The following is a 25,140-nucleotide window of genomic DNA, read 5'->3' as shown; positions in this document are numbered from 1 at the left end:
AATCTGGAAAAGGATTCGAAAAATAATTCCAAGAAAGGGGGACGGTTTGGTTCAAATGCGTTGCCACAGTTACGATTCAGCGAGAAAGGAGGTTGTTTGATGGGGATTAAATCCGCTGCACGAATGTTTCTCCTCATGGCCTCGTTGGCGTCAACGACGACGGCCTGGTCGGCAGAAATACATGGTAGAAGTTCCACGCAGTTTCTCTCTTTCAACAATGAGTGGCTGAACGATCAGCGTCAGACGGAGTTGGCCGAGTATCTTCGGCTGTCGATCACCAATATCGACAAGGCAGGGAAGTTCTCCATTCACGGCTATGGAAGGGCTTCCCAGGACCTCTCTAACGGCGAAGGGTTGAATGGTCGACTCTACTACCTGTATGGCGAATATCGGGATCTCTATGACAAACTGGACGTGCGGGCCGGACGCCAGTTTGTGAACCTGGCTGCAGGCAGTGCCATAATGGACGGTGCACAGGTCGATCTCAAAAACGTTGGCCCCGTTGCCTTCACGGTACTTGGCGGACGAGATGTAGTTTTCGGACTCAACGGTGAAATCGGTGATGCAACGAATACCGTTCTCGGTCTCGGTGCTTACCTGACCGGTTTCCAGAAGACAGATCTGGAAGTAAGCTGGTTCCGCAAATGGGATGGCGGCGACATCTCCCGCGATATTATCGGGGTGATGGGAAAACAGTACCTGTTCAACAATCTGCAGGTATACGGGAATGCACGCTACGATCTCCCCTCGGAAACGTTCAATGAAGTTCAGGCGGGGGTACGGTATTACCCGACATCCGACCTGATTCTCACTGCCGAGTATTTCCAGAGCTATCCTCAGTTCGACACCACCTCAATTTACTCCGTCTTTGCCGTAAATCGGTATGCTGAGGGCGTTTTCAGGGTTGACTACACCATTAATGACAAAGTCGCCGTCAATGGTGGGTACAACAGGCAGGGATATGGTGACGGCGCCCATGCGGATGTTTACTTCGCGGGGGTAGGGGTGCGGCCGATCGAGCCTCTCAGGGTCAACCTGGAGTATGACAAGCGCTCCGGGTACTACGGCAGCCTCGATGGCGTCATCATCGATGCAGCGTACGACATCACCAAGGTGGCACAAGTTGCTGCAGGGTTTAACTATGATGTGTACGAGCGGGATGCTTTGACAGGTGACGAGATTGCCCGTCGCTACTGGGCGGGTGGCAAATACAAGATTGCCAATAACATGGCCCTCTCCGGCCGCATTCAGAACGATGTCAATGAGCGTTACAGCAGCAATGTATCCGGACGTGTGACGTTCGACTATGACTTTTAGAAAGGGGGTGCCATTGTGAGGAAACTGTTGTTTGCAGGCATGCTGCTGATGATGACCGTCCTTTACGTCAATCAGGCGACGGCCCAGAAGCAGCCACACAAGGAATACGCGGACTCTAAAATAACTGATTGCAACAGCTGCCACAAGTCGGAAGGCGTTTCGCCCAATCACGATTCCGACTGGATTCGCAGCCATCGCTCCCTTGCCAGCAAAGCCGGCAATAACTGCGGTCAGTGCCATCAACAGTCATTCTGTCTCGATTGTCATCAGGGGGGTGGAATCGAAGCCGACCTGAGCGTCAGCAACTTCGGCAGGGATTATATCCCGAAGAGCCATCGAAGTGATTTCATCACAATTCACCCGATAAAGGCACTCGACAATCCGCAGACCTGCTACCGCTGCCATGACCAGAAGTTCTGCAACGCCTGTCATGACCGCTTCCCGAAAGGGAACATGCGTATCAAGTCGCACATGATGAACGGGCTTAACAACCAGGCATACAGTCAAAATGCCGTTATCACACTTGAACACGCTCGCGAAGCCAGGCGCAACCTGCAGTCATGCCAGAGCTGTCACCCACAAGGCGATGTTTGCATCCAGTGCCATGCGCAAGGGAGAACCAATCCGCATCCGAAGAACTGGAAGTCCATAAGTGGAAATTTCAAAAACAAAGCAGGTAGCAAGGTCTGCGTTAAATGCCACACGACCTACTAAACCAAAGGGAGGAAAAGATGAGGAAAACTTTGCAATCGTTTGTGACAGCAACAGCTACAGTCGTCGTAGCGGCAGCACTTGGCGGCTGCGGCACCGACAACAAAAACGGTGCAGTCGTTGCTGAAAGGGTATCACCGTCATCATGCTTTGCTACTACATGTCATGCAGGTCAGACCGATCCTGTCAGCGGCCAGGTAATCCGTACTCAGGTAGAGCAGTCCCTGCATTACAGGTTGAGCCAGAATACGGCCGACTGTCAGGGGTGCCACGGCGGCGGCTCGATGCATTTCGGTGTCGGACCCCTGCCCTATGCTAACCCGGCAGAATTTGGCGGTGGCTGCTTTACCTGCCACCAGGAGAATGCTCCTCTTGACGCCGCCCACTACACAACGGCAAAACCCGGTGTTGATGAAGCTTCTCCCGCAAGCTACGTGACTCCTAACGTAGATTGTACCTTCTGCCACAGCGCTCACAGCCCCGTATCGACCCAGATACATGAAGACTGGGCAGAAGGGCACGGTAACGTGAATGCTCTTGCATTCGCTGAAGAGTCTTTCGGAATCGACTCCCGCGCAGCGTGCAGCCGTTGTCATACCACGACCGGTTACATAAGATTTGCCAATTCGGAGTTTGAAACTGCTCCCACCACAGGATTCGCTGCGGCTGGCGACATGACCCGCGAGGTTATCGCATGCAAAGCCTGCCATTCCACCTCTGAGTTCAGTGCAAATAACCTCCGCCCTGCCGATGCTTTCACTGCATCATACAAGTATAATGGCGCAAGGGTAGAGTATGTTGATTCCGGAGCATCAAACCTCTGCATTCCCTGCCACTCTGGGCGTGAGAGCGGAGATAGCGTAACTTCCATTACCAATTTTACCAATGCGAGCTTCAAAAACCCGCATTACTTCCCTGCTGCAGCTATGTTGTTCTCCAAGTCAGGGTTCCGTTACTACACCTCCAATGCGAAGTATCAGAGCACTAATAGCCATTCGCAAATCGGTATAGGCAACTACAACGGCACCGGGACAAATGGCGCCTGCGTTGCATGTCACTTGGGCCCCGTTGGCAACAGCACGCATACGTTCGATCCATTTGAAGTCGCAGACCTGACAAATGGAGCAGGCGGCTGCTACGGTTGTCATACTCCTGCCCTAGGCGAACCAACGATTCTGGAAGAAAACGAGCATCAAAAGGCTATATTTGCCCGTTTCCTCGACTTCTACAAGTATGAGTTGGCCCAGAAAGGGATCTTCTACGGTTCTGCGCATCCTTACTTCTACACTGCTGATGGCGGCACGACTGCCATCAAAAACTGGACCACTGTCGGACCTACTGGTGGGACCGGTGCCAAGAACATGGGGGCTGCTTTCAACTACAAATTCGTAGCAGCCGAGGGCGGAGCACATGCACATAACCGGACCTTCGCCAAGCGCCTCATCACCGATGCTATCCAATACCTGCAGACCGGGTCCAACACTTATTCATTCTCTTCCGCTAACAACCTTGCGGGTGGAACTAATGGCCAGGCCGACCCGAACAGCATTATTTCATTCTCGGCCTATTCTACATCAAAGCCGACCTTTACCTTCACAGACCCCAAATCAGGGGTGGCCACTGATGTCTCGATTAGTTCCCTTAAATCCGAACTGCTGAGATACCGCAGTGTTCCGAACCAGTGGTACAGACGCTAATACTCACAGCTAAGTCTCTTTAATGCAGTATCTAGCCCCAAAGAAATTTGGGGCTTTTTTTTGCCCGCGGTTCCTAATTCCTTGAGCCAGGTTCAGGAAGCTCTATCCCACCCTCTTTAGTTAGAAAATATTCCTTCTGCCCATCTATTGACATCCAACATTCCCCTCTTACAATTGTCGGCAGTAAGAAAATAAATTGGCGTGCGAATGCGAAAGGAGGTCAGCCAGATGCGGATGACACGATTGCTGTGCATCATCATGGCAGTCAGCCTGCTGGGCGCTACTCCCTGCTGGTCTGCCGCGGTGAGTGGCAGAAGCTCGACACAGGCACTCTGGTTCAACAACGATTTTATCGACCGCCGGCAGGTAGAGCTGGCTCAGTATCTTCGACTGTCTATCACAAACATTGATCAGGCTGGAAAGTTTTCTATTCAGGGGTATGGAAGAGGTACAGCCGACCTGAATAACGGTGAAGGTCTGAACGGACGACTTTATTACCTCTACGGTGACCTCAATAATATTTACGACAAAATCGATGTACGCCTTGGCCGGCAGTTTATTAACCTTTCCGCAGGGAGCGCAATTGTTGACGGCGGCATGGTCGATCTGAAGAATATAGGCCCCGTAGCGCTGACTGTCTTGGGCGGGCGGGATGTAATTTTTGGCTTGCGAGGCGAGCTCAGTCAGGGAGGGGATTATGCTGTCGGTACTGCCGCCCGGCTTGTCGGCTTTCGAAAAACAGATCTTGAAGTCAGTTGGCTTCGGAAGTGGGACGAAAACGATATTTCGCGTGATATTTTAGGTGCTTCGCTTAAACAGTATATTCTTAATAATCTCCAGATGTACGGTAATGCACGCTTTGATGCAATTACCGAAGTTTTCAATGAGGTCCTCGGTGGAGTGAAATATTATCCGATAGCCAACCTGGTGCTCACGGGAGAGTGGTATCAGAGTTACCCGACCTTCGATGCGACCTCAATCTATTCAGTGTTTGCCGTCAATCGTTACCAGGAGGGGGTTTTCCGGATCGATTACACGTTTAGCGATCTCTTTGCAGTCAATCTTGGATATACCTACGAAGACTTTGGTGACGATGCGCTAGGGCACGTGTATCAGGCCGGTTGCAGCCTTCGCCCCATCGACCCGCTCCTTGTAAGCGTTGAATATGACAACCGACAGGGCTATTTCGGCAGTACCAACGGGATCATCGTGGATGCTGCCTATGATTTTACCAGGAACCTGCAGGCTGCAGGTGGATTCACGTTCGATGTCTACCAGCGTGACAGTCTGGCCAATGATGAGATTGCCAGAAAATATTGGATTGGTGGGAAATACCGCATGGCAAAAAACCTGGCTGCGTCATTGCGCATCGAGGACGATGTGAACGCGCGTTACCATGAAAACCTACAAGGGCGCTTTATCCTTGATTATGATTTCTAGAAAGGGGGGTACACTGTGAAGAAATACCTGCTGTTCGCTGCAATGCTGATCTTTCTGTCGGCTCTCTTTGTTCATCAGGCACTCGCCCAAAAAGAGTCTCACAAGGACTATGGCTCTATGAAGATTGTTGAATGCAATGATTGTCATAAATCCGAAGGGGTAAGCCCCAATCACGATGCTGACTGGATGAGGAGCCACCGGATTCTATCTAGCAAGGCCGGAGCAAACTGTGCTCAGTGCCACAGTCAGGGATACTGCCTCGACTGCCATTTCGGGGGAGGGATCGATGTGGATCTCAGGACGCAGAATTACGGGCGAGATTACATTCCCAAAAGCCACCGGAGCGATTTCGTCAGCATTCACCCAATAAAGGCTTTGAGTAATCCACAGACTTGCTACCGCTGTCATGATCAGCAATTTTGCAACGAATGTCACAGCCGATTCCCCAGAGGCTCTTTCAGGATTAAGTCACATTTGCGGAGCGGGAACACACAAGCGTTTATTTGGAGCAGCGAACACGCCTCCGAGGCGCGTCGTAACCTCCAATTCTGCCAGTCATGTCATCCTGAGGGGGATGTGTGCATAAGGTGTCATGGTTCCAGATCGAAAGGGGGATCAGGGATTAGTCCGCATCCTAAGAATTTCAAAGGAAGAAACATTCTTGATCGAAGCGACAGGGCCTGTAGCCGCTGCCATGAACTCAGATAAATACCTCAAAGGAGGAAGGGTATGATGAAAAGTCGCCTTAGTATGTATTGGCTTGTTGTTTCCTTTCTGGCCATAGCCGGTTGTGGCAGTGACAACAGGGAAGTTGGGGACGGAGGAACCGAGTCGTTCCGAGCTTCAGCAGCCTGCATCGGTTGTCACGGCAACAACAAAATTTCGCCGGTAACCGGAGTGCAGATTGCCGATGAATGGAGAGCCTCTGCCCACAATACCAAAAACGGTGCCAGTTGCGCCGACTGCCATAAGCCGATGGGACATCCCAACGGTGGCACTATTACGAACAACCCGAACGACACTGTTTGCGCTGAGTGTCATACCGTCACAAGTCTTGGCACTCCGCACTTCTCGACCTTCACGACGGCCAGGCAGCCCCAGTTCGTCAGTGCCCAGGACGCTCAACAATGCCGTGTCTGCCACAACCCCCACGACACAAGCTCCGTGATCCAGGTAAATAGAGATTTTACCGATTCAGGCCACGGTGATATAAACAGCCCGGCGTTCACGGACAACGTTAACTGGCCCACTAGGAATCCGTGTGTCCGCTGCCATACGAGCACAGGATATGTCACCTATGTCAATTCCGGCGGGGTCACGATCTCCACTTTTACGGGCCGAAACGAAATTCTTGGTTGCAAGACCTGCCACACGGATTACAGCTGGGAGCGGAGACCCGTCGGTGCGGTTACTAACCCCCGATACGCCAATGTCACGTCTATCCATTATCCCGATGCACGTGAATCAAACATATGTCTGACCTGTCATGTGGGGCGTGAGGCGGGAGCGTCGATCAGGCAAAGCCCCGGATTCCTGAATTTCACCGGCACTACTAACTTTATAAACTCCCACTACCTTACTGCCGGTGGCATTATCTATGCGGCTAGCGGTTACGAATATGCCGGTCGCAGTTATAACAATCCCCCCTTCTACCAGCATGATCAGGTCGGGATGACGACCGGCGATGGTCCATGTGTCGGCTGTCATATGAAAACCACGACGAGTCACGAATTTCTCCCTGTCCAGAAAGACGCTAACGGCGTCGTAACGTCGGTTCTCAGTACGGCCTGTGCCGAGTGCCATGGTGCAGGCAACCCAACTCCTGCCGAACTTGAATCAGAGAAGGCCGGCCTTGCTGCGGCTACCGAAGCGCTTAAAGCTAGGTTGGCAGTCCTAAATATCCACTTTTTTGATTCAAATCCCTACTTCTTTACTCAACCGAACGGGGCGGGTACTCGGGTTACAAAGTGGGCCAAGTTCTCTCCGGCTAATTTCGATACCGGAAGGAACACTATGGGGGCAGCTTTCAACCTCAATATGGTGCTTCATGATCCAGGAGCTTACGCACACAACCGCTTCTACATTAAGCGACTAATCTACGATTCTTTAGACTGGTCCAATAACGGTATACTCGACAACGATGTCGAAGCGGCCATCAACGCTTCGTCTCTGACTGCTGCCCAGAAGACAGCAGCCATCAACTACCTGCTGAGTGCTCCGGGTGGTAGCCGTCCATGAGATAAGACAGTAATCATTATTTAGAAAAAGCCCCACCCATGACAGGTGGGGTTTTTTTTTATGCGACAGAGGGAAAAATGAGGGTGCTATTTATCGCCGATGTAGATAGTGGCGATGCCAAAGGTTAAATCAATATGCCGCACGGTGCGGAATCCGGCATCTGTCATAAGGGCTTTAAATCGATCCTGTGAGGGGAATTCGAGGACAGAGTCGGGGAGGTATTTATAGGCGCTGAATTTGGAAAAGGCTCCCCCAATAACCGGCAAAACCTTGAGGAAGTAAAAGTAGTAGATCGATTTGAAGAGTTTTGAACGAGGCGTTGAGAATTCGAGTATAACGGCACGTCCTCCATCCCGCAGAACCCGGTACATCTCGCGCAGACCTGCGGGTCGGTCAACGACGTTGCGGATGCCGAACGCAATGGTCACTGCATCGAAGCTTCCGTCTGCAAAAGGGAGCGACTCGCACGGGGCGATTTCGAAGCTGATTCTCGCCGCGTGGGGAGAGTTCCGGACCTTCTCCTTTCCAAGTTCCACCATTTCGCGGGAGAAATCCGCACCGACTATGGTTACCGATGAAGGTGTCTGCGAGGCTATTTCCAAGGCGACATCACCGGTGCCGGTCGCGATATCCAGTGCTCTCGCCCCTTCATGCCACTGGATCTGCCGGACAGCGAACCGGCGCCATCTCCTGTCAATACCGAAGCTGAGCAGACGATTCAGGAAATCGTAGCGGGGAGCGATGCTGTCGAACATCTGCTGGATCCGCTCCCCCTTTTCCGAAAGCTTGTACATTTTAGCTATCCTTTGCAGGAGGAAGGTGATATAAAAACGGGGTCCTCCGCCGGTAAAGCAGCGGAGAGACTCAGTTTGTAGCACAATCGATGCAACCCCGCCACTAAAATCGGCACCTGCCACCCTTCGACCAGAACTCAGATCAGCCCCTCTCTTGTATTCTCCCCTGCGAAGGGTGCACCGTCGGCGGCAGGTGACCTTACGTACCCAAGGAGAAGAAGTGTCTCCCGCCATTCGTCCACAGGATATCGCAGACATCATTATCATGAGCTTTCTGGTGTATCTTCTCTACACCTGGTTCAGGAACACGCGCGCGCTCCAGGTAGTCATCGGTCTTCTTGTCCTCGGGCTGATATACGTCGTGACCAAGAATCTTGGCCTTTTGATGACGAGCTGGGTCTTTCAGGAGCTCGGGACGGTTCTGTTCGTCCTCATAATTGTGATTTTTCAGACCGAAATCCGGCAGGCGCTATACCGATTCAGCCTTCTCAGCAACCTGTTCGAACGGCCCGGAAATGGCGGGCGCCTCGATTTCATGGCTTTGTCGACCGAAATTTTCTCCCTCGCATCTGTAAGGACCGGTGCGCTCCTTGTGTTTCAGCGCCGGGACCACCTGGATGAATATCTCCTCCACGGGGTGCCCCTGGACAGTGTCGTCACACCTCAGCTTCTCGGCACTATTTTCAGAAATGGTACGCCTCTTCATGACGGGGCGGCCGTCATAGCGGATGGAAGGATAACGCAGGCGTCATGCCATCTGCCTCTTTCGGTCAAGGCGGAATTTCCACATCATTACGGAACGAGGCATCGGGCGGCGATCGGCATTACTGAGCGTTCGGATGCCGTCGTGGTTGTCGTGTCCGAGGAGCGGGGTGAGGTCTCGCTTGCTGTAGAAGGGGAGCTGCAGCCTGTGCATACCGCCGAACAGTTGAGCGAGAAGCTGGTCATGCTGCTTGCTCTCCCCGCCCCCGAGGCCGTCAGTGTGTCGGTGCGGGAGAGGCTGCTGCGCGATCCTCTGCCGAAGCTTTCAATCGTGCTTCTGGTGATAATCTGCTGGGCGGTTATAACGGCTCGTCAGGGTGGTATCGTCTCTATGACAATACCTATCAAATTTCACAACCTTCCTGACAATCTCGCCTTCATGACGAGCACACCTGAAGAGGTGGAGGTGAGGCTGAAGTTCTTTTCGAGCCTGATCGACTCCCCCAAGCATCTTGATCTGGTGGCTGATGTCAATCTGGCGAGAGTCAAGGAGGGGGCGAATCATGTCCCTATACACGGAGAAGACATAAAACTGCCGTTGGGGGTGACCCTCACGGAAATACGTCCAGGGGCAGTGAAGGTGATCACTGACAGAAAGGTCCGCCGGGATTTGCCGGTCCGGCTGAAAACCAGAGGGAAGTTGCCTTCCAACTTTCACTTGAAGAAGGTTCGCATCGAGCCTGCGAAGGTGACTTTGGAAGGGCCGGCGCATTTTTTTCGTCAAGTCTCGGCGGTTGATACCGAAGAGCTGAATATTGAGAATTTTATCGGAGATTCTCGGGTGGAGGTCGGGCTGGTTCCACCCTCTCCGCAGGTCCGAATACTTCGACAGGCCCCGGTCCTGGTTCGGGTTTCGGCAGCGAAACGCTGAGCTGGTAATCGTGAAGGTTGACAAAGAGGCTGTTTTGTTATATTAGTAGCGCCATTCATTGTATTTTTTAAAACAAAGGAGGGGAAATATGCATAGATGCATAAGATTGATTATTATATGCATGCTCGTCGTATCGTTTCCTTCCCTAGTCTTAGCCGCTAAAACCCACAAAGTCCGAAAAAACGAAAGCCTCTACTCCCTCGCCAGAAAATATCACGTCTCCGTCAGCGACCTCAAATCAGCCAACAACCTTGTCAGCAAGCGAATCAAAGCAGGCCAGGTGCTTGTCATCCCTCCCCGTGCTGCCGAGGAACGCTCAGTAGCGGATCAGAAATCTCTGACATACAAAGTCAAAAAAGGGGATAATCTGACCAAAATTGCGAGGAAGACAGGGGTATCGGTTGCAGAACTCAGACGGCTGAATGACTTGGGCAAAAAGAAGGTAAAGCAGGGACAGGTGCTTGCACTGAGGGAGGCGGAGCCTGCCGGAGAAGCACCCCGTAAGGTGACGAGAAAGATTTACCTGAAGAACAGCGACCTCTTCAGTGAAAAAGACTATGAGCAGAGCCTTGCCGAGCTGACCGAGCCCGATCCTGATGATCAGCAGGTGGTGCTTAAGAAGGACCTGGAACTGAAGACGGACAACGTGAAGCTGCTCAAGACCACGGCATATGGTTTTCTGGGCACACGGTACAGATTCGGAGGCAATACCAGAAGTGGTCTCGATTGTTCCGCCTTCGTTCAGCAGGTCTTCCGCGAACTGGATGTGACGCTGCCCCGTTCTGCAAGGGAGCAATTCGAAATAGGCAACAGGGTCCTGCTGGGTGACCTGCAGAAGGGGGATCTTGTTTTCTTCCGTACCTATGCTCCTTACGCCTCCCATGTCGGAATATATCTGGGAGGAAACAAGATGATTCATGCCTCCTCACGCGACCGTCGCGTTGTAGTATCTTCCATCGACACTCCTTACTACCGTTCCAGGTATATGGGGGCAAAGAGGATCAGCAAGATAAATCCCGATGAATTCAGGTTCGACGACCTGCTGATTGGCGTGGAAGAGGAGACTGAGGGGGATATCCTCCAGAACGATACTCTGGGTCTTGGGGCAAGTAACTAGCTTTTCTCTATATCCTTATGAACCGGCTCCGGCCGGTTTTTTTTTAGCTTGTCGAAAGTTATTGTATAACTCCTTGTTAGGTTGGGGATTCACCAGGGTGACTTTATGGCTACTGGAATCGATTCGGGATATCCTTTACTAGTGACGGCAGCCGTCATTGAGCATGAGGGAAAGGTGCTGCTGACGAGACGCCGGCCGGATGCACCATACCCGCTCCTGTGGGAGTTGCCGGGTGGAAAGCTTGAGCCACATGAGGATCCTGCCGAGTGCATAGTGCGGGAACTGAGGGAAGAACTGGGTATCGACGTTGTGGTAGAGGGCATCTTTGATGTTGTGTACCACCGGTATCCTGAGCGGACCGTGCTCATTCTTGCTTATCGCTGCCGCTGGACTGGTGGTAATATAGTAGAGTTGGAAGTTGCCGGCCACTGCTGGGTTGCGCCGGAAAAACTGCTTACATTTCCCCTTCTCTCGGCCGATATCCCACTGGTCGAAAGGCTTGCACGTGAGTATTCGGATGCGGGTTGTTCTTGCCTATAAAGCGAACCGTGAAGGTAAAGACGACCCGTATACGTCTTTGGCGCCGCTTGGTCTAGGTTATCTTCAGGGTGTCCTCATAAGTGCCGGTCACCATGCTGTCGTCGCCAATTTTTCACGTTCAGGTTGGCCCGCCATCCGTTCCTTTCTGCGGGAATCGGCTCCCGATGTCGTTGCGATCTCCCAGTTTACTCACAATCGCTTCGAGTCGTTGCGTCTAGCTGATGAAGTAAAGCGACAGAATCCGAAATCATTCGTTGTCATGGGAGGTCCTCATGCGACATCACGTTATCGGGATATTCTTGCTTCTACCAGCAATGTAGACGCCATTGTTCTGGGCGAAGGCGAGGATACCCTCAGGGAAGTAGTCGACGCTCTTTCGAAGTCGTCATCCCCTTCCATGCACGACATACGGGGCTTGGCCTTCCTGGAAGGCAGGTCGGTAGCCGTTACTCCGCGTCGGCCTCCGCTCACGGATATGGATCTCCTTCCGGTACCGGCAATTTCTCTGGTTCAGTCCTGGGGTCTCGATTTGCGCCGTCAACTCGAGTTCATCACGACTTCGCGCGGGTGTCCGGCAGCGTGCCGCTTTTGTTCCTCCCCCAATTTTTGGTCTCGGCAGGTGCGGTTCCGTTCTCCAAAGACCATCGTCGAGGAAATACGATATATAAGGGACCGATTCGGGCTCATCTATTTTTCCTTCCGTGACGATACCTTTACGGCCGATCGGAAGAGGGTGCTGGAACTCTGCCGGTTGTTGCTGGAGGAACAGATCTATATCCTCTGGAACTGCCAGTCCCGTGTGAACCATCTTGATGAAGAGCTGCTGCTGGCGATGAAAAGGGCCGGTTGCGAATGCGTTCAGCTAGGCGTGGAGTCCGGTTCCCATCGACTGCTTGAGGCGCTGGGCAAGCGGATCGCCCCGGAACAGGTCAGGCAAGCGGCATCGGCGATCCGACGTGTCGGGATCAATCTCTCCATTTACCTCATCACCGGTATTCCCGGTGAAACGAGGGAGGACGTGTTGGCGACATCGAAACTTATTGAGGAAATACGGCCTCAGGATGGCCAGATTTCTCCCCTTGTTTACTATCCGGGTACCGCCATGTTCGCCGAAGCCGTAGCGGCTGGTACCGTGCCTGGTGATCTGTTTGAGAAAAACAGTGCAGCAGCGTTTCCGGTTCTGCCAGCTGAGGCGACGGCACCTCGCATGCGCACCCTGCTGCAAGCTCTGGAGAGCGTTTCTTCTGCCAGCTGCTTTAAGGCTCGGGAGTTTCGGCAGCAGAAACGGTTCGTTGGGTACAGTCATGTGACTAACCTGCTCGCTGGAGAGGCGTACGAAGGGGAGGGGAGGGAAGATCTTGCCGAGCGGGAGTATCTTGAGATCGTCCGGCAGCAGCCGGCGAATCCTTGGGGATGGCTGGCGCTGGGAGATCTGTGTGGTGGGTCGGGCCGGGTAGCGGAGGCTCGCGAGGCATACACGGAGGTCATCCGTCTGGTGCCGGCCCATGCTCCGGCATACCGCGCGCTGGGTGACTTGATCTGGCTCTCGGGAGACAGGAGCGACGCGAAACAATATTACCGGCAGGTACTTCAGCTGGATCCGCTCGACGAAGAGGCCCGGCAGAAGCTGGAAAACGGGCGAAAGGCAAAAAAATAGCGAAGCCCGGAGGCTTCGCTATGACCTGCATTAAAAGGTTTGTGCTTACTGCTTTACTACGCGCAGTCCGGGAGCAAAAATAATCTTGTCGAAAGTGCGCTTCAGGGTCTTGCTCTGGAAGTTCACCATCGGGGGGGAGTCGGGGAACTCTACCATATCGCCAGGCTTCACCTTGGTCTGCATCACAGCCACCCAAAGTTTCTGGCCGTTTTCCTCGACCTCGATGTAGGTATAACCAGCGGCGTCCATGGTGTTGAGAACCTTGCCCTTGTGACCGGCACCGGCAGGAATTTCGACAGGTTTCAGCCCGGCATGGGGGTCTCCGCCATGAGTGGCGTCAGCCGGCATCTGCTGGGCAGGTGCACCGGTCTGCGGTGCCTTGGGAGCTTCTTCTTTCTTCTTGCAGCCGGCGGCTGCGAGCGCAACGATTGCCAAACCTACCACTAATGTCTTCTTCACCTGAATTCCTCCTGTAAAGGCTTGTTTTCAACCGTTGGGTAAAATAACACAGGTCTTTTTTCTTTTACAATAAAAAAACCTTCCAAAGGGTTGAAAAACAGCACTCACTACTTTCCTGTAATTACTTCTCCTGTATCGGTTATCAGTTTGGCGGGTAGCTGGAAGAGTCTCTTGAAAACATCAAACACTCCCTTTGCCATGGCCTTGACAGGAACAACTTTGACGGAAGGATTGTCGACGTTTCCCTTGACCTCCACAAAGTAGGTGATCAGTGCCTTGTCCTTACCTGTTAGCACCCAGCCGATCAGAGGAAGCCGGCTGACGACCTTGTCGACGGTTTGCAAGGGTTGAACGCCGATGGTCACATCAATTTCATTCCGCACAACATCGAGCTTGCCCACCGCCGACATGTTGATGGCATTGCTGTCCACGAAGAGGTCCTGACTGCTCACTACGCCGTCTCTTATTGCGAGGTCAGCGGTTATCCGGTTGTATGGCATGCCTCCCGAGACCATCTCCGGCAGCCTGCCCTTGAAAAGCTGGGAAATGTTGAGTATTGAGAAAACCTTGGATAAAACGGCAAAACGGCGGAGTGCTCCATCCTCGATTTCGAGGTGTGCAGAACCTAGAGCCGTTTTTTTCAGCTCTGCGATTGTTTCTCCTTTTGCCGTCAATTCTCCCGACGCCGAAAGCGTTCCTGAAATTTCCTGCTTACTCGCACCGATAGCTTTCGTCAGACGCTCTGCAGACATTCGTTCTATCGAATAGCCGACATGATAACGGGGTGTCTGTTTGCTGGTGAAGTCGAATCTTCCCTTGGCGGTGATGCGCCCACCGTAAGCATTACTCTCCAATGACTGCAGATACAGAATGCTGTCTTCCGCTACCCCTTTGGCTTTCAATTTTTCGAAAGAATGCAGGCCTGCTTTCCCGGCTTCCGCTGATAACGATGCCGTTACCCGAAGAGGTGTCGGCGGTTCCGGCCCAGTTTTTGTCGATTTCAGTTCCATGAGGGGAAGAACGTCGCCGAGGTCCAGATAGGGGGACGTTGCCGCCACTTCGACAGTTGGATTCTGCAGGTCTTGCACCATTCCCTTTATTGAGAGAGAAGAATTGCCGGCGCTGGCAGTGAGGGAATTTATTTTCAGGTTATTATCGTTCAACGACAGGTTCCCGTAAACGCTAGTCAGGGTTGCCCCGCCCTTGGGGAGGCTGAAACCCAGATCGGAGAGATGTAGAAGTGGAGAAGAGAACTCAACTGAGAATGACGGGTTTCGGAAACCAGTCAAGGAGCCTTTCCCGGAGATGACTGAATTACCTAACCGAGTGGTAAGGTAAGATGACTCCAGAGATTCGTCCTTGAAGCGAACCGTACCGGTGATGCCGCTGAGGGTGCTGATATTAGCCGACGGCTTTAGAGAAGCTCCCGTGAGCGAGACCTCTCCTGACCAGTGAATATCTTCAGGCTTGCCGGCCCCCCGGATGCTAGCCCTGACTTTTCCCGCTGGCTGATATTTTGAGAGCTTCGGGAGCATCGGAGCAATTTCACTTATGAGGAATTGGTTGGTCTTGAGCTCGCAAAGGAACCGCTCTTTGCCCGAGAAATTGTGATTTGCTGTGGCTGCGAGCGAGAGTGGCGAAAGGTTCAAACTGAGCCTGGACAGGTTCATTTCCTCTTTCGAGATGCTGCCCAAGAAGGAAAGGTTGCTCGTTCTGCCGGCGGGCTTGTTGACGATGTTGGGGTAGCTGAAGGCAGCACTTGACAGATCCCAGTCTCCATCCAGGTTGTACCCCGAAGTGAAGCCTTCGCCGGAGAGATGCAGCACGGAAGGCCCGGAGAAGACGAGTTTTCCCGTTTTCTTGCGGTCCAGCAGCCATGCCACTTCTTCCTGGTGCGGCGTCATGACCATTTTGAAAGGGTAGCCGGAGGGGCGATCAAGGGGATAGTCCGTTATTTTCCCCTCAAGGGTAAAGGGAGAGGAGCCGAAGTTGCCGGACATGCGGTTCAGATTGAAATCTTTGCCGCGAAGTTCAAGTTCCCCCCTGATCTGGTTAAAGGGAGGTACTTCGCGACCGAAGGTCAGTAGCCCCTTCTCAACCCGAGCCCTAACGTAAAGGACATTGTAGTTTTCTCCCCTTTCCATATGCGCAATCTGGCTGACCCTTCCGTCCAGCACTCCTTCGTCGAGCCGGTATATCCCACCTTTGATGTGCCGCTCGATGAATTCGGCAGTATCAGTAACTATGATGCCGTAGGGGATATACTGGCGGAAATCTTCAAGGCGAAAAGGTAGTATGCCGGCACGGGCTGTAATGCGAAGATCTCCGCTGGGGATATCGCGAAGGGCGCAATTCCCATGGACCTGCAGGCCGTCAACATTGAGGTCGAGAGAACTGACGGTAAGGTCCCGCGAGTTGAACTGCAACTGATAATCCGCCTGCACCGTCTTTGGTGTAAGAACGGAGCGGAAGACTTCAGGATAGTTAAAGAAAAGATTCCTTACCCCGAAATTACCCCTGGACGTGAACGATGCCAGCTTTCCTGTGAATTCCGCATCCATCGTCAGTTGCCCGGTGACCTTCTGGAAGGGAACATACTGCCGGTAGTAGGGCCAGTAAGGGCTGGCTTCAATGTTTTTCCCGGTTATCCGGAAGTTGAAATCCGTTTCAGTCAGCGGCCTGTCGACTGATGCCAGCTTGGCCGATCCTTGCACAGTAACCCGTTCCTTATTTCTTTCGTCTCCGATCAACGTACTTAATTTGAAAGAGCATTGCTTACCTCTGGCAAAATGGGCAAGTGATAGGTGGATATCTGTAAGTGCCACTGCTACCCCTTCCGGAGCAGCAGCGTAGTCTATAAAGCCGATGGCGCCATTTCGGATTCGCAACCGATTGATATGGAAAGGAACTGATCCCTGCTTCTGTTCCAGGAGGTCGCTGAAATTGAGGTTTCCCTCCCTGTCCCTGACAACGTGCATGTTCGGCTGATCGAGGAGGAGTTCCTTTAGCGAGACTTCCCGCTGGAGTAGCGGAAGGAGAGCTATTTTGAAGGTTAATCGCTTGGCCCCCACAAATGGTCTGGCTGTTCCCCGTTCCATTATCATCACATCTTTAAAGGTAAAAGAGGGGCCGAACCGCCAGGAGAACTCTGCGGAACGGTATCGAACCTCCCTTTTCAGCTCCCTCTGCATCGTCTCGATGATGGTATTCTTGTACGCGTCGAGGTCGAGTATCTTTTCGAGGAGCAGGCCGCCCGTTGTTGCAACAGCAGCTGCAAGAATGAGAACGGCAAGAAGTATGTTCTTCTGTGGCATTTTCATAGGATCAGTCGTTAGTCTGATTGCTCTAAGGAAGTTGTTGGCGCCTCCCAGAAAGCCGCTTCTTGTAGGGGTGTAACGCTGGTACGCCTCTGTCGGGCTTTCTGCGGGTGCGACGATCTGTATTGATTGAAGTTTTCAAAACAACCTGCCGGTAAGTGCCCGGCGGAGATCTGGAAGTATACTCTCCCCTTCAAGCCTACGCAAGCCCGCCGGTTGCAATCAGATTATCGCTCTGTTAGTATACGTCGGCTTATGAAGATCAAACGCATCGAAATACTGGGATTCAAATCCTTCGTCGACAGGGTCGTGCTCGACTTCCCACATGGCATTACTGCCGTAGTCGGTCCCAACGGCTGCGGCAAGTCGAATATCGTAGACGCCATCCGCTGGGTTATGGGGGAGCAGTCGGCGAAGAACCTTCGTGGGCGAAGCATGGAAGATGTCATCTTCGGAGGCAGCGAGACACGCAAGCCGCTGGGGATGGCTGAGGTCTCACTGGTTTTCTCCACCGAAGATGGCCGTGTTCCCGCTAAATACCTCAACTACAGTGAGATACAGGTGACCCGGCGCTTGTATCGGGACGGAGATAGCGAGTACTTCCTCAACAAAACATCCTGTCGTCTTCTCGACATACATGAGCTTTTCATGGATACCGGTGTAGGGGCTAAGGCATACTCCGTGATTGAGCAGGGGAGGATCGGCATGATTCTCCTCTCAAAGCCTGAGGAGCGGAGATTCCTTATCGAAGAAGCGGCTGGAGTTACCAAATTCAAGGCCAGAAAACAGGTCGCCATAAAAAAAATAGAGGTGACAAAGCAGAACCTGGTGAGGATCGGGGATATAGTTTCCGAGATCCGTCGTCAGATGAACTCGCTCCATCGTCAGGCAAAGAAGGCTGAGAAGTTTCGTACTTATCGTGAAGAACTGAAGGAGATTGAGCTTCAATTTGCAGCTATAGCGTATGCTTCGCTTAACAGCACCTACGAGGATGCCGCCAGGGAGGCTGCTTCTCTGGCCGGGCGTGTGGCCGCTCTCGGCGCAGAGCTGGAAAAGGGGGAACTTGATTTTGAGGGGCTCAGACTCTCCCTGACAGAGGAGGAGAAGAAGCTCAATTCGGCCCAGGAAGAGATATACAGGGCCAAGAGCACTTGCCAGAGCTGTGAAAGCCGTATCGATTTCCAACGGAAGGAGCTTCTCAATATCGAGCGCCAGCGGGATAAGCTCAGGGAGGAACTCGCTTCGCTGGAAAAGCAGCTTGTGGATACTGGAGAAGAGTTGGCGTCTCTTCAGCAGAAGAAGGGGGTTCTTGGAACGGACGCCGCAGGCGAGGACCTTGTTCTGCAGGAGAAGGAGCGGGAGTTGGATGACCTGTCCCTTACGGAAAAAGAGCTGACGGAGCGACTGGAGGAAAAGCGACGGGAGGTATTCTCGCTTCTTTCCAGCATAGCTCAGTTTAATAACCAAAAGGGAGCACTCCTCAAGAGAATAGAGGGAATCGCGGAGCGTCACGCGCGAAATCGACGGGAGGAAGCGGCGCTGCGCGAGAAGCTCGCGGATACTTCAGGTCGTACTGCACAGTTTGAAGGGCAGTTGAAAGATGAGAGGGAGGCCAAGGCCGTGCTGGCTTCCGAGATCGATCTTCTCAGGCAACGTGAGGAGGAGCTGAAACGGCAACTGGAGAAGCAGGATCGTGAGCTAGTGGCAAAAAGGGACGAGCTGAGCCGTAAGAGCAGCCGTCTTCATTCTCTCCAGGAACTCGATGCCCAGCTAGCAGGTTATGGCAAGGGGGTCCGCACGTTGTTGCTTTCGGACCACTACAAGAGTCGTTTTGCGGGAGTCCTGGCGGATGTAATAGAAACTGGATCCGAATATGAAGCAGCTCTGGAAGCGGTTCTGGGTGAAAGACTCCAGTACGTTATGGGAGGCGATGAGGGAGCAGCCCTCGAAGCCATTGAATACCTCAAGAAAGCCGAGGGAGGGCGTTGTTGTTTTGTAGTTCCGGGTGCTTCCACCCTTGAACCTGTTCCGACGAGTGGTCAGTCGATACCGCTCCTGCAGTTGATAACGGTCAAAGAGGGCTTCCGTTCGCAGGTAGAGCCGCTGGTGGCGGACGTTCATCTTTGCGATGACATTAAGGCAGGCGTCGAACTCTCTCGTCACTATCCCCGCTGTACTTTCGTTACCCGTGAAGGTGATATGGCCTTTGGTGGTTGTATATACGGAGGGTCATCTGAGACGGTGCAGCAGGGGCTTATCCATAAGAAGCGGGAGATCAAGGAGCTGTCGCAGGAGATGACGCTCCTGACGCGCGCAGTTCAGGAGCTCGAAACGGGGAAGCAGGAATCACGGAGCGCGCTTTCGACGGCTGAGGATGGCCTGCGAAGCAAGCGCCAGAATCTTCATCAGACCGAGATAGCCATTCTGAATCACGAGAAGGATCTGCAGCGGGTTCGTGACGAGGGGCAGCGAATAGAGGAGCGGCTGTCGGTCCAGGCTGTTGAGGATAAGCAGCTTTCGGAAGAAAAGAACCTTCTCGAAAAGGAGCTGGCAGACTCAGAGCATAGGAAGTGTGTGACGGAAGGGATGAAGGGGAGTCTTGAAGCATCCTTGGAGGAGCTGCAAAAAGCGATTTCCCTGCAGAAGGGGAAGATCGAACAGGTCCGGGAGGAAGTAACAGGGATTAAAGTACGAGCCGCGGCGCTGCGGGAGAAACGCGAGGCGAACCTCCGTGCCATAAAACGTTCTGAAGAGCATGCCCACGATCTGCAGAGACGGATAACCAATCGTGGCAAAGAGCTGGAGAATGTAGAGCTGGAACGACAGCAGCTTGCTTCCGCAGCGGCAGCAGGGGAAGAAGAGCTGACGTCTCTGCTTCAGCGACAGCTGGCCGCTGAGCAGTCGCTGGCGACAGTAAGAGAGGCATATGAGAAATCTTCAGAGCAGGTACGCGAAGAGGAAGGGCGACTGAGGCAGCTCCGTGAGGCCTTAGGGGTAGTGCGCAGGGAGGAAGGGGAGCGTAACCTTCAGGCGACAGAGCTTTCGATGAAGATTTCACATCTCCGTGATTCGGTGATGGAAAAATATCGTCTGGAAGTGGATGCATTGCGGCAGCGATTTAACGAGTTTAACGACAATGACGATTGGAGTGAGGAGGCGCAACGACATCGTCAGTCTGAGCTGCAGAAGCTGGTCGATGAGTTGGGTGAGGTCAATCTCACTGCTATAGAGGAATATCGGGAACTGGAGACCCGCTATAACTTTCTAGTGGAGCAGAAGGTCGATCTGGAGGATTCTCTGACGGGTCTTCAGAAGGCGATTCAGCGGATCAATCGCACTACCCGTAAACGATTTCTCGAGACGTTCGAGCAGGTCAACCAGAAGTTCCAGGAGGTCTTCCCCCGCCTTTTTTGCGGTGGTAGGGCCGAACTAAGGCTTACCGACGAGGAGGACTTGCTTGAAACAGGCATCGATATCATTGTGCAGCCACCAGGAAAAAAGCTGCAGAACGTCGCCCTTCTGTCCGGTGGTGAAAAAGCCCTGACCGCAGTTGCACTCATCTTTTCTATTTTTCTCATAAAGCCTTCACCTTTCTGTTTGCTTGACGAGGTCGATGCGCCGCTTGATGACGCCAACATTGGGCGATTCAATGAGATGGTTAAAGAAATGACCGAATTTTCGCAATTCATCATGATCACTCACAGCAAGACCACGATGATGGTTGCCGACACATTGTACGGAATTACAATGGAAGAGCCGGGGGTTTCCAAATTGGTATCGGTGCGGCTCGGAATGTAATCTTCTTGTTGCATGTTTTATCGCCCCGGACGGGGTAAACTTGCTGTTGAAGCTTGAAATTTTCAAGGAGCATGTAGATGTCTGAAGATAGGAAAGAAGAGAAGAAGGGATTCTTCCGGGGGTGGATAGACAGGTTTACCGGGGGGGAACAACATCTTCAGCCTGAAGAACCTGCGCCCGAACAGCCGGAGTCGCCTGTTGTTCCAGCCGATACTCCCAGCGAACCTCCCGGGGAAACTTACTCTTTTTTTGAGAGATTGAAGCGGGGGTTGAGCAAGACCCATGAGAGTCTTGTGGGTCGTATAGATACGCTTGTTCTCGGCAAGAAGCAGATAGATGCCGATACTCTCGAAGATCTTGAAGAGATATTGATAACTGCCGACATTGGAGTCCCAACGGCAGTGGAACTGATCCGTACCATTGAGCAGCGCCTTAAGCGGAATGAGTTGCGCGACGGTGATGCCCTTAAAGCTGCCCTTAAGGAGGAGATCGTTGCGCGGCTTGCGCGGCAGCCAGCACCGCTCGTAATAGGAAGTTCTCCATTCGTCATCATGGTTATCGGTGTCAATGGCGTAGGCAAAACTACGACCATCGGCAAGCTGGCCAGTAAGTTCAAAGCTGAGGGGAGAAAAGTGCTTCTCGCAGCGGCCGATACCTTTCGTGCCGCTGCAGCCGAGCAACTGGAGGTATGGGGAAACAGGATCGATGTGGATGTGATCAGGCATCAGGAGGGTGCCGATCCTTCGGCTGTCGTGTTCGATGCCTGCAAAGCGGCAATGGCTCGTAGATCGGATGTACTGATCGTTGATACAGCAGGAAGAATGCATACTAAGGTCAATCTGATGGAAGAGATGAAGAAGATCCGTCGGGTAATGAGTAGAGAAATTCCCGGTGCGCCTCATGAGACACTCCTGGTCCTTGACGGAGGAACCGGACAGAACGCGATCTCACAGGCTCGCCTGTTCAAGGAGTCGGCCGGTGTCACTGGAATTGCGCTTACGAAGCTGGATGGAACGGCAAAAGGGGGAATAGTGGTCGCAATCGGTAACGAGTTCAACATCCCCGTGCGCTACATCGGAATAGGAGAACGGGTTGATGACCTGCGCGAGTTCGACCCAGGACAGTTTGTTGAAGCTCTTTTTCAATAACAACCTTGACTTTAAACGATTTGTCATCTAGTATTCAGCGCCGGGAACGTGTCTGTATGAATGATCAGGTTTTGGACCTGTTGGAAAAGAGGATCGATACGCTGATAGAGCGATACCACACTCTACAGCGGGAGAACCATTCACTGCGGGAAGAAAATCAGCGGTTACAGGCGGAGCGTCATGGATTCCGCTCCCGCATTGATGCCATACTCACCAAGCTGGAGGAGATACAACCTTCTTGAATTCGCACCGTATCAGAGTATTGGGCAGGGAATTGCTCGTAAAGAGCGAGGCGCCTCCCGAGAAGGTACGGGAGGTCGAAGCCTTTGTTAATGACAAGATTTCCGAAGTTGCCGCTTCGGTGAAGGGGGGAGACCCCCAGATTGTGGCCGTACTGGCCTTGCTTAATATAGCTGAAGCATATTTAGATTTGTTTTCGAAGTACGAAGTAAGTAAGCGGCAGGAAGAGAAGTTGTCTGATCTGCTGCAGCGAATTGACGATGTGGTAGAAAAAGGCTGAACGATCTCTCTGGGAGATTTTTTACATATATGTTCGGTCCAGGTTTGGTAAAGCTTTGCCAGTATCAACGGCGGATTAATGCGCAATTGGTTCCCGTTTTGCTGATAGGTAGCCTAAGAGAATACGTCTATGTCGAAGGAGTTGCATAAGATCACGCTTATGCGTTAGTCCTGCATAGTTCGCCACAGCATTTCTACCTAATAGCCTGTCAACTTTACACCTCCTGTTTCGAATTCCTCCCGGAGTAGTTCCATTGGCACCTGTCCTTCGTGGTGCCGTCAATCTAATGCCTAAAACAGACATTCGAAGACGCATGCTTGCTCAACGGGCAGCTTTTCCTCTCTCCGCGATCAAAGATGCGAGCAGGAGGATCCAGCGCACCTTCATTACCTGTGACCTGTTTATACAGGCGCGGAGCATCGCGTTGTATGCTCCAATCAGGAATGAAGTCGAGACGGGCGAGGTGTTGGCTGCCGCACTGAAGATGGGAAAAACGGTACTGTTTCCTTCCGTGGCACCCGAGGGCCTGCTCTTTCGAACAGTAGAAACGGTTCATCATCTTTGTCCCGGGGCCTATGGCATCAGCGAACCGACAGCCGAAAGGGGTATAGTTGACCCCGAAGCGGCAGATATAATTGTTGTTCCTGGGGTTGCATTTGACAGAAGTGGACGTCGGATAGGCTACGGGAAGGGGTATTTCGACCGGGCGCTGCACAGGTTAGAAGGGAGTGGTCGCCTCGTAGGCTTTTGTTTTGATTTCCAACTCGTAGACGAGATTGCCGGGGAACCACACGATGTGCAGATGGACATGATTATCACTGAGCGGCAGATTGTTGTTTTGCCTCGAAAGTCAGATTTGTAAGGTAGGAAACACGCCGGGAACGCCCAACGGCCTTTCACCGGCTAATCATATAGGGGAGGTGCAGGAGTTGAAAATAGAAATAGCGATAATACTTATTGTAGCAGCTGCAGCTGTTGGTTTTTTCATCGGGAATCTGCTGAGGAAGAAGTTCTCCGATTCCATGGTTTCAAAAGCGGAGGAAATGGCATCAAAGTCCTTGGAGGATGCAAAACGCCAGGCTGAAACAATTATCAAAGAAGCGTCTTTGCAAGCCAAAGATGCAATCTACCAGGCGAAGGCAGAATTTGAAAGAGAGACGAAGGACAAGAGGCGCGACCTGCAGGCACTGGAAAAGCGGCTTCAGCAGAAAGAAGAAAATCTTGACAAGAAGATCATTGCATTCGATCAGCGGGAGACGGAATTTCTTAAGCGGGAGCAGGGTCTTGTCAATCGGGAGCAGGGGCTGGTGCAGAAAGAGGAAAAACTTAACCATATAATTGAAGAAGAGCGGAAAAAACTAGAGGAACTTTCGGGTCTTTCCTCTGCAGAAGCGAAACGAATACTGATGGAGGCTATGGAAAGCGAAGCAAAGCTGGATGCAGCCAAACGTGTGAAAGCCATTGAAGAAGAAGCCCGTGAAACAGCTGACAAGAAGTCGAAGGAAATTATCTCTCTTGCGATACAGCGGTACGCAGGGGAGTATGTCGCAGAACGAACCGTTTCGGTAGTCGCTCTGCCCTCAGACGAAATGAAGGGACGCATAATCGGGCGGGAAGGGCGCAACATAAGGGCGCTAGAAGCAGCAACCGGTATTGATCTTATAATCGATGATACGCCGGAAGCCGTTATTTTGTCCGGGTTCAATCCGGTTCGAAGGGAGGTTGCCAAAATAGCTCTTGAACGCCTTATAGCCGACGGACGCATTCATCCGGGAAGGATTGAGGAAGTTGTGGCAAAGGCTGAGGAGGAAGTAGAGCTTGCGATGAAAGAGGCTGGTGAGCAGGCAGCCTTTGACCTGGGGGTTCATGGGATTCACCCGGAAATCCTCAAGCTTATTGGCCGGTTGCGCTATCGCACGTCCTATAGCCAAAATGTCTACCAGCATTCATTGGAAGTAGCCTTCCTCTGCGGCATAATGGCTGCAGAGCTGGGGATAAATGTAAAACAAGCCAAGCGGGCAGGCCTCCTGCACGATCTCGGCAAGGCTGTGGACCACGAGATAGAAGGATCTCATGCGGTGATAGGTGCGGATTTAGCACGCAAATACGGTGAATCTCCGAAAATAGTTCATTCCATAATGGCTCACCATGAAGATGAAAAGCCGTCGTCGGTCCTAGCCGTTCTCGTCCAGGCAGCGGATGCGTTGTCCGGGGCACGTCCTGGGGCGCGTCGCGAAATGATGGAAACGTACGTGAAGCGGCTTGAGGATCTGGAGCGTATTGCCAATTCTTTCGGTGGCGTTACTAATTCTTTTGCAATACAGGCCGGACGGGAAATCCGGGTGATGGTTTCGAGCGACGCTGTTACAGATGATGGGGCCGTAGTGCTTGCAAAGGATGTGGCAAAGAAAATAGAAGCGGAGATGACGTATCCCGGCCAGATCAAGGTCAACGTAATAAGGGAGACGCGGGCAATCGAGTATGCCCGTTAAGGTATTTTTCATCGGAGACATTATCGGTAAGCCCGGTAGGCTTGCGGTATCACGCGAGTTGGACAGGTTGGTCGACCGGTATCTTCTCGACCTGGTAATCGCGAACGGGGAGAACTCTGCCGGTGGTTTCGGTATTACTGCAGAAGTTGCACTGGAGCTGCATCGAGCTGGAGTTCACCTCCTGACATCCGGAAACCATGTCTGGGACAAGAAGGAGTCACTTGATTTCGTAAAAGATGTTCCCTATCTTCTCCGTCCAGCA

Annotated in this window: 20 protein-coding genes (1 of these 20 running past the window's edge); 17 read left to right on the top strand and 3 right to left on the bottom strand. The window is 52.5% G+C overall.

The window, feature by feature from the left end:
• Positions 1 to 99 precede the first annotated feature (99 nt).
• The 6 genes from CFB04_RS08785 to CFB04_RS08760 all read left to right on the top strand — a co-directional run bounded on the left by CFB04_RS08785 (position 100) and on the right by CFB04_RS08760 (position 7,403).
• Positions 100 to 1,317, top strand: a complete 1,218-nt coding sequence (locus tag CFB04_RS08785; RefSeq protein WP_088534924.1) for a hypothetical protein — start codon at positions 100 to 102, stop codon at positions 1,315 to 1,317.
• Between the two features lie 15 nt (positions 1,318 to 1,332).
• On the top strand, positions 1,333 to 2,031 hold the full coding sequence (locus CFB04_RS08780) for a cytochrome C (protein WP_088534923.1): 699 nt from the start codon (positions 1,333 to 1,335) through the stop codon (positions 2,029 to 2,031).
• 17 nt (positions 2,032 to 2,048) lie between these two features.
• Complete coding sequence (locus CFB04_RS08775) at positions 2,049 to 3,725, top strand: hypothetical protein (protein ID WP_088534922.1); 1,677 nt, start codon at positions 2,049 to 2,051, stop codon at positions 3,723 to 3,725.
• A 228-nt stretch (positions 3,726 to 3,953) separates the two neighbouring features.
• Positions 3,954 to 5,165: a hypothetical protein gene (locus CFB04_RS08770; RefSeq protein ID WP_088534921.1), complete on the top strand. Its 1,212-nt coding sequence runs from the start codon at positions 3,954 to 3,956 to the stop codon at positions 5,163 to 5,165.
• Positions 5,166 to 5,207: 42 nt separating this feature from the next.
• Positions 5,208 to 5,873, top strand: coding sequence for a cytochrome C (locus tag CFB04_RS18325; protein WP_231934474.1), 666 nt, complete (start codon positions 5,208 to 5,210; stop codon positions 5,871 to 5,873).
• Positions 5,874 to 5,894: 21 nt separating this feature from the next.
• Entirely contained in the window at positions 5,895 to 7,403 is a 1,509-nt protein-coding gene (locus tag CFB04_RS08760; RefSeq protein ID WP_088534919.1) for a cytochrome c3 family protein, read from the top strand.
• An 86-nt stretch (positions 7,404 to 7,489) separates the two neighbouring features.
• On the opposite strand, the gene ubiE is transcribed toward CFB04_RS08760, so the two are convergent.
• Positions 7,490 to 8,197, bottom strand: a complete 708-nt coding sequence (ubiE, locus tag CFB04_RS08755; RefSeq protein ID WP_088534918.1) for a bifunctional demethylmenaquinone methyltransferase/2-methoxy-6-polyprenyl-1,4-benzoquinol methylase UbiE — start codon at positions 8,195 to 8,197, stop codon at positions 7,490 to 7,492.
• 220 nt (positions 8,198 to 8,417) lie between these two features.
• Here ubiE and cdaA point away from each other — a divergent pair, with 220 nt between their 5' ends.
• From cdaA to CFB04_RS08735, 4 genes are all read left to right on the top strand, one after another.
• Positions 8,418 to 9,830 carry a diadenylate cyclase CdaA gene (gene cdaA, locus CFB04_RS08750; RefSeq protein ID WP_088534917.1) on the top strand — a complete coding sequence of 471 codons (1,413 nt, stop codon included), beginning with the start codon at positions 8,418 to 8,420 and terminating at the stop codon, positions 9,828 to 9,830.
• Positions 9,831 to 9,918: 88 nt separating this feature from the next.
• Positions 9,919 to 10,947: a C40 family peptidase gene (locus tag CFB04_RS08745; protein WP_088534916.1), complete on the top strand. Its 1,029-nt coding sequence runs from the start codon at positions 9,919 to 9,921 to the stop codon at positions 10,945 to 10,947.
• Positions 10,948 to 11,052: 105 nt separating this feature from the next.
• On the top strand, positions 11,053 to 11,487 hold the full coding sequence (locus CFB04_RS08740; RefSeq protein WP_088534915.1) for a (deoxy)nucleoside triphosphate pyrophosphohydrolase: 435 nt from the start codon (positions 11,053 to 11,055) through the stop codon (positions 11,485 to 11,487).
• Complete coding sequence (locus CFB04_RS08735) at positions 11,465 to 13,144, top strand: radical SAM protein (protein WP_088534914.1); 1,680 nt, start codon at positions 11,465 to 11,467, stop codon at positions 13,142 to 13,144. Before CFB04_RS08740 ends, CFB04_RS08735 begins: the two co-directional genes overlap by 23 nt.
• A 45-nt stretch (positions 13,145 to 13,189) precedes the next feature.
• Here CFB04_RS08735 and CFB04_RS08730 read toward each other — a convergent pair whose 3' ends face one another.
• A complete protein-coding gene (locus tag CFB04_RS08730; RefSeq protein ID WP_088534913.1) occupies positions 13,190 to 13,603 on the bottom strand; it encodes a hypothetical protein in 414 nt (137 codons plus the stop codon).
• 107 nt (positions 13,604 to 13,710) lie between these two features.
• Positions 13,711 to 16,923 carry an AsmA-like C-terminal domain-containing protein gene (locus tag CFB04_RS08725; RefSeq protein ID WP_088534912.1) on the bottom strand — a complete coding sequence of 1,071 codons (3,213 nt, stop codon included), beginning with the start codon at positions 16,921 to 16,923 and terminating at the stop codon, positions 13,711 to 13,713.
• 252 nt (positions 16,924 to 17,175) lie between these two features.
• Here CFB04_RS08725 and smc point away from each other — a divergent pair, with 252 nt between their 5' ends.
• The 7 genes from smc to CFB04_RS08690 form a co-directional block, all read left to right on the top strand.
• Complete coding sequence (gene smc, locus CFB04_RS08720; RefSeq protein WP_088534911.1) at positions 17,176 to 20,718, top strand: chromosome segregation protein SMC; 3,543 nt, start codon at positions 17,176 to 17,178, stop codon at positions 20,716 to 20,718.
• Between the two features lie 77 nt (positions 20,719 to 20,795).
• On the top strand, positions 20,796 to 21,866 hold the full coding sequence (ftsY, locus tag CFB04_RS08715) for a signal recognition particle-docking protein FtsY (RefSeq protein ID WP_088534910.1): 1,071 nt from the start codon (positions 20,796 to 20,798) through the stop codon (positions 21,864 to 21,866).
• Between the two features lie 56 nt (positions 21,867 to 21,922).
• Positions 21,923 to 22,108: a cell division protein ZapB gene (locus tag CFB04_RS08710; RefSeq protein ID WP_088534909.1), complete on the top strand. Its 186-nt coding sequence runs from the start codon at positions 21,923 to 21,925 to the stop codon at positions 22,106 to 22,108.
• Positions 22,105 to 22,386 carry a cell division protein ZapA gene (locus CFB04_RS08705; RefSeq protein ID WP_088534908.1) on the top strand — a complete coding sequence of 94 codons (282 nt, stop codon included), beginning with the start codon at positions 22,105 to 22,107 and terminating at the stop codon, positions 22,384 to 22,386. The genes CFB04_RS08710 and CFB04_RS08705 overlap by 4 nt, the downstream gene beginning before the upstream one ends.
• Positions 22,387 to 22,672: 286 nt before the next feature.
• A complete protein-coding gene (locus CFB04_RS08700; protein WP_088536756.1) occupies positions 22,673 to 23,248 on the top strand; it encodes a 5-formyltetrahydrofolate cyclo-ligase in 576 nt (191 codons plus the stop codon).
• Between the two features lie 67 nt (positions 23,249 to 23,315).
• Complete coding sequence (rny, locus tag CFB04_RS08695; RefSeq protein ID WP_088534907.1) at positions 23,316 to 24,878, top strand: ribonuclease Y; 1,563 nt, start codon at positions 23,316 to 23,318, stop codon at positions 24,876 to 24,878.
• Positions 24,868 to 25,140, top strand: partial view of a TIGR00282 family metallophosphoesterase gene (locus CFB04_RS08690; protein ID WP_088534906.1) — the beginning only. 516 nt of this gene lie beyond the right edge of the window; 273 of the gene's 789 nt are visible here — the first part of the coding sequence; it begins with the start codon at positions 24,868 to 24,870; its stop codon lies beyond the right edge, outside the window. Before rny ends, CFB04_RS08690 begins: the two co-directional genes overlap by 11 nt.

The sequence above is a fragment of the Geobacter sp. DSM 9736 genome, assembly GCF_900187405.1.
GTDB lineage: Bacteria > Desulfobacterota > Desulfuromonadia > Geobacterales > Geobacteraceae > DSM-9736.
This window is presented reverse-complemented; position numbering and strand designations above follow the sequence as displayed.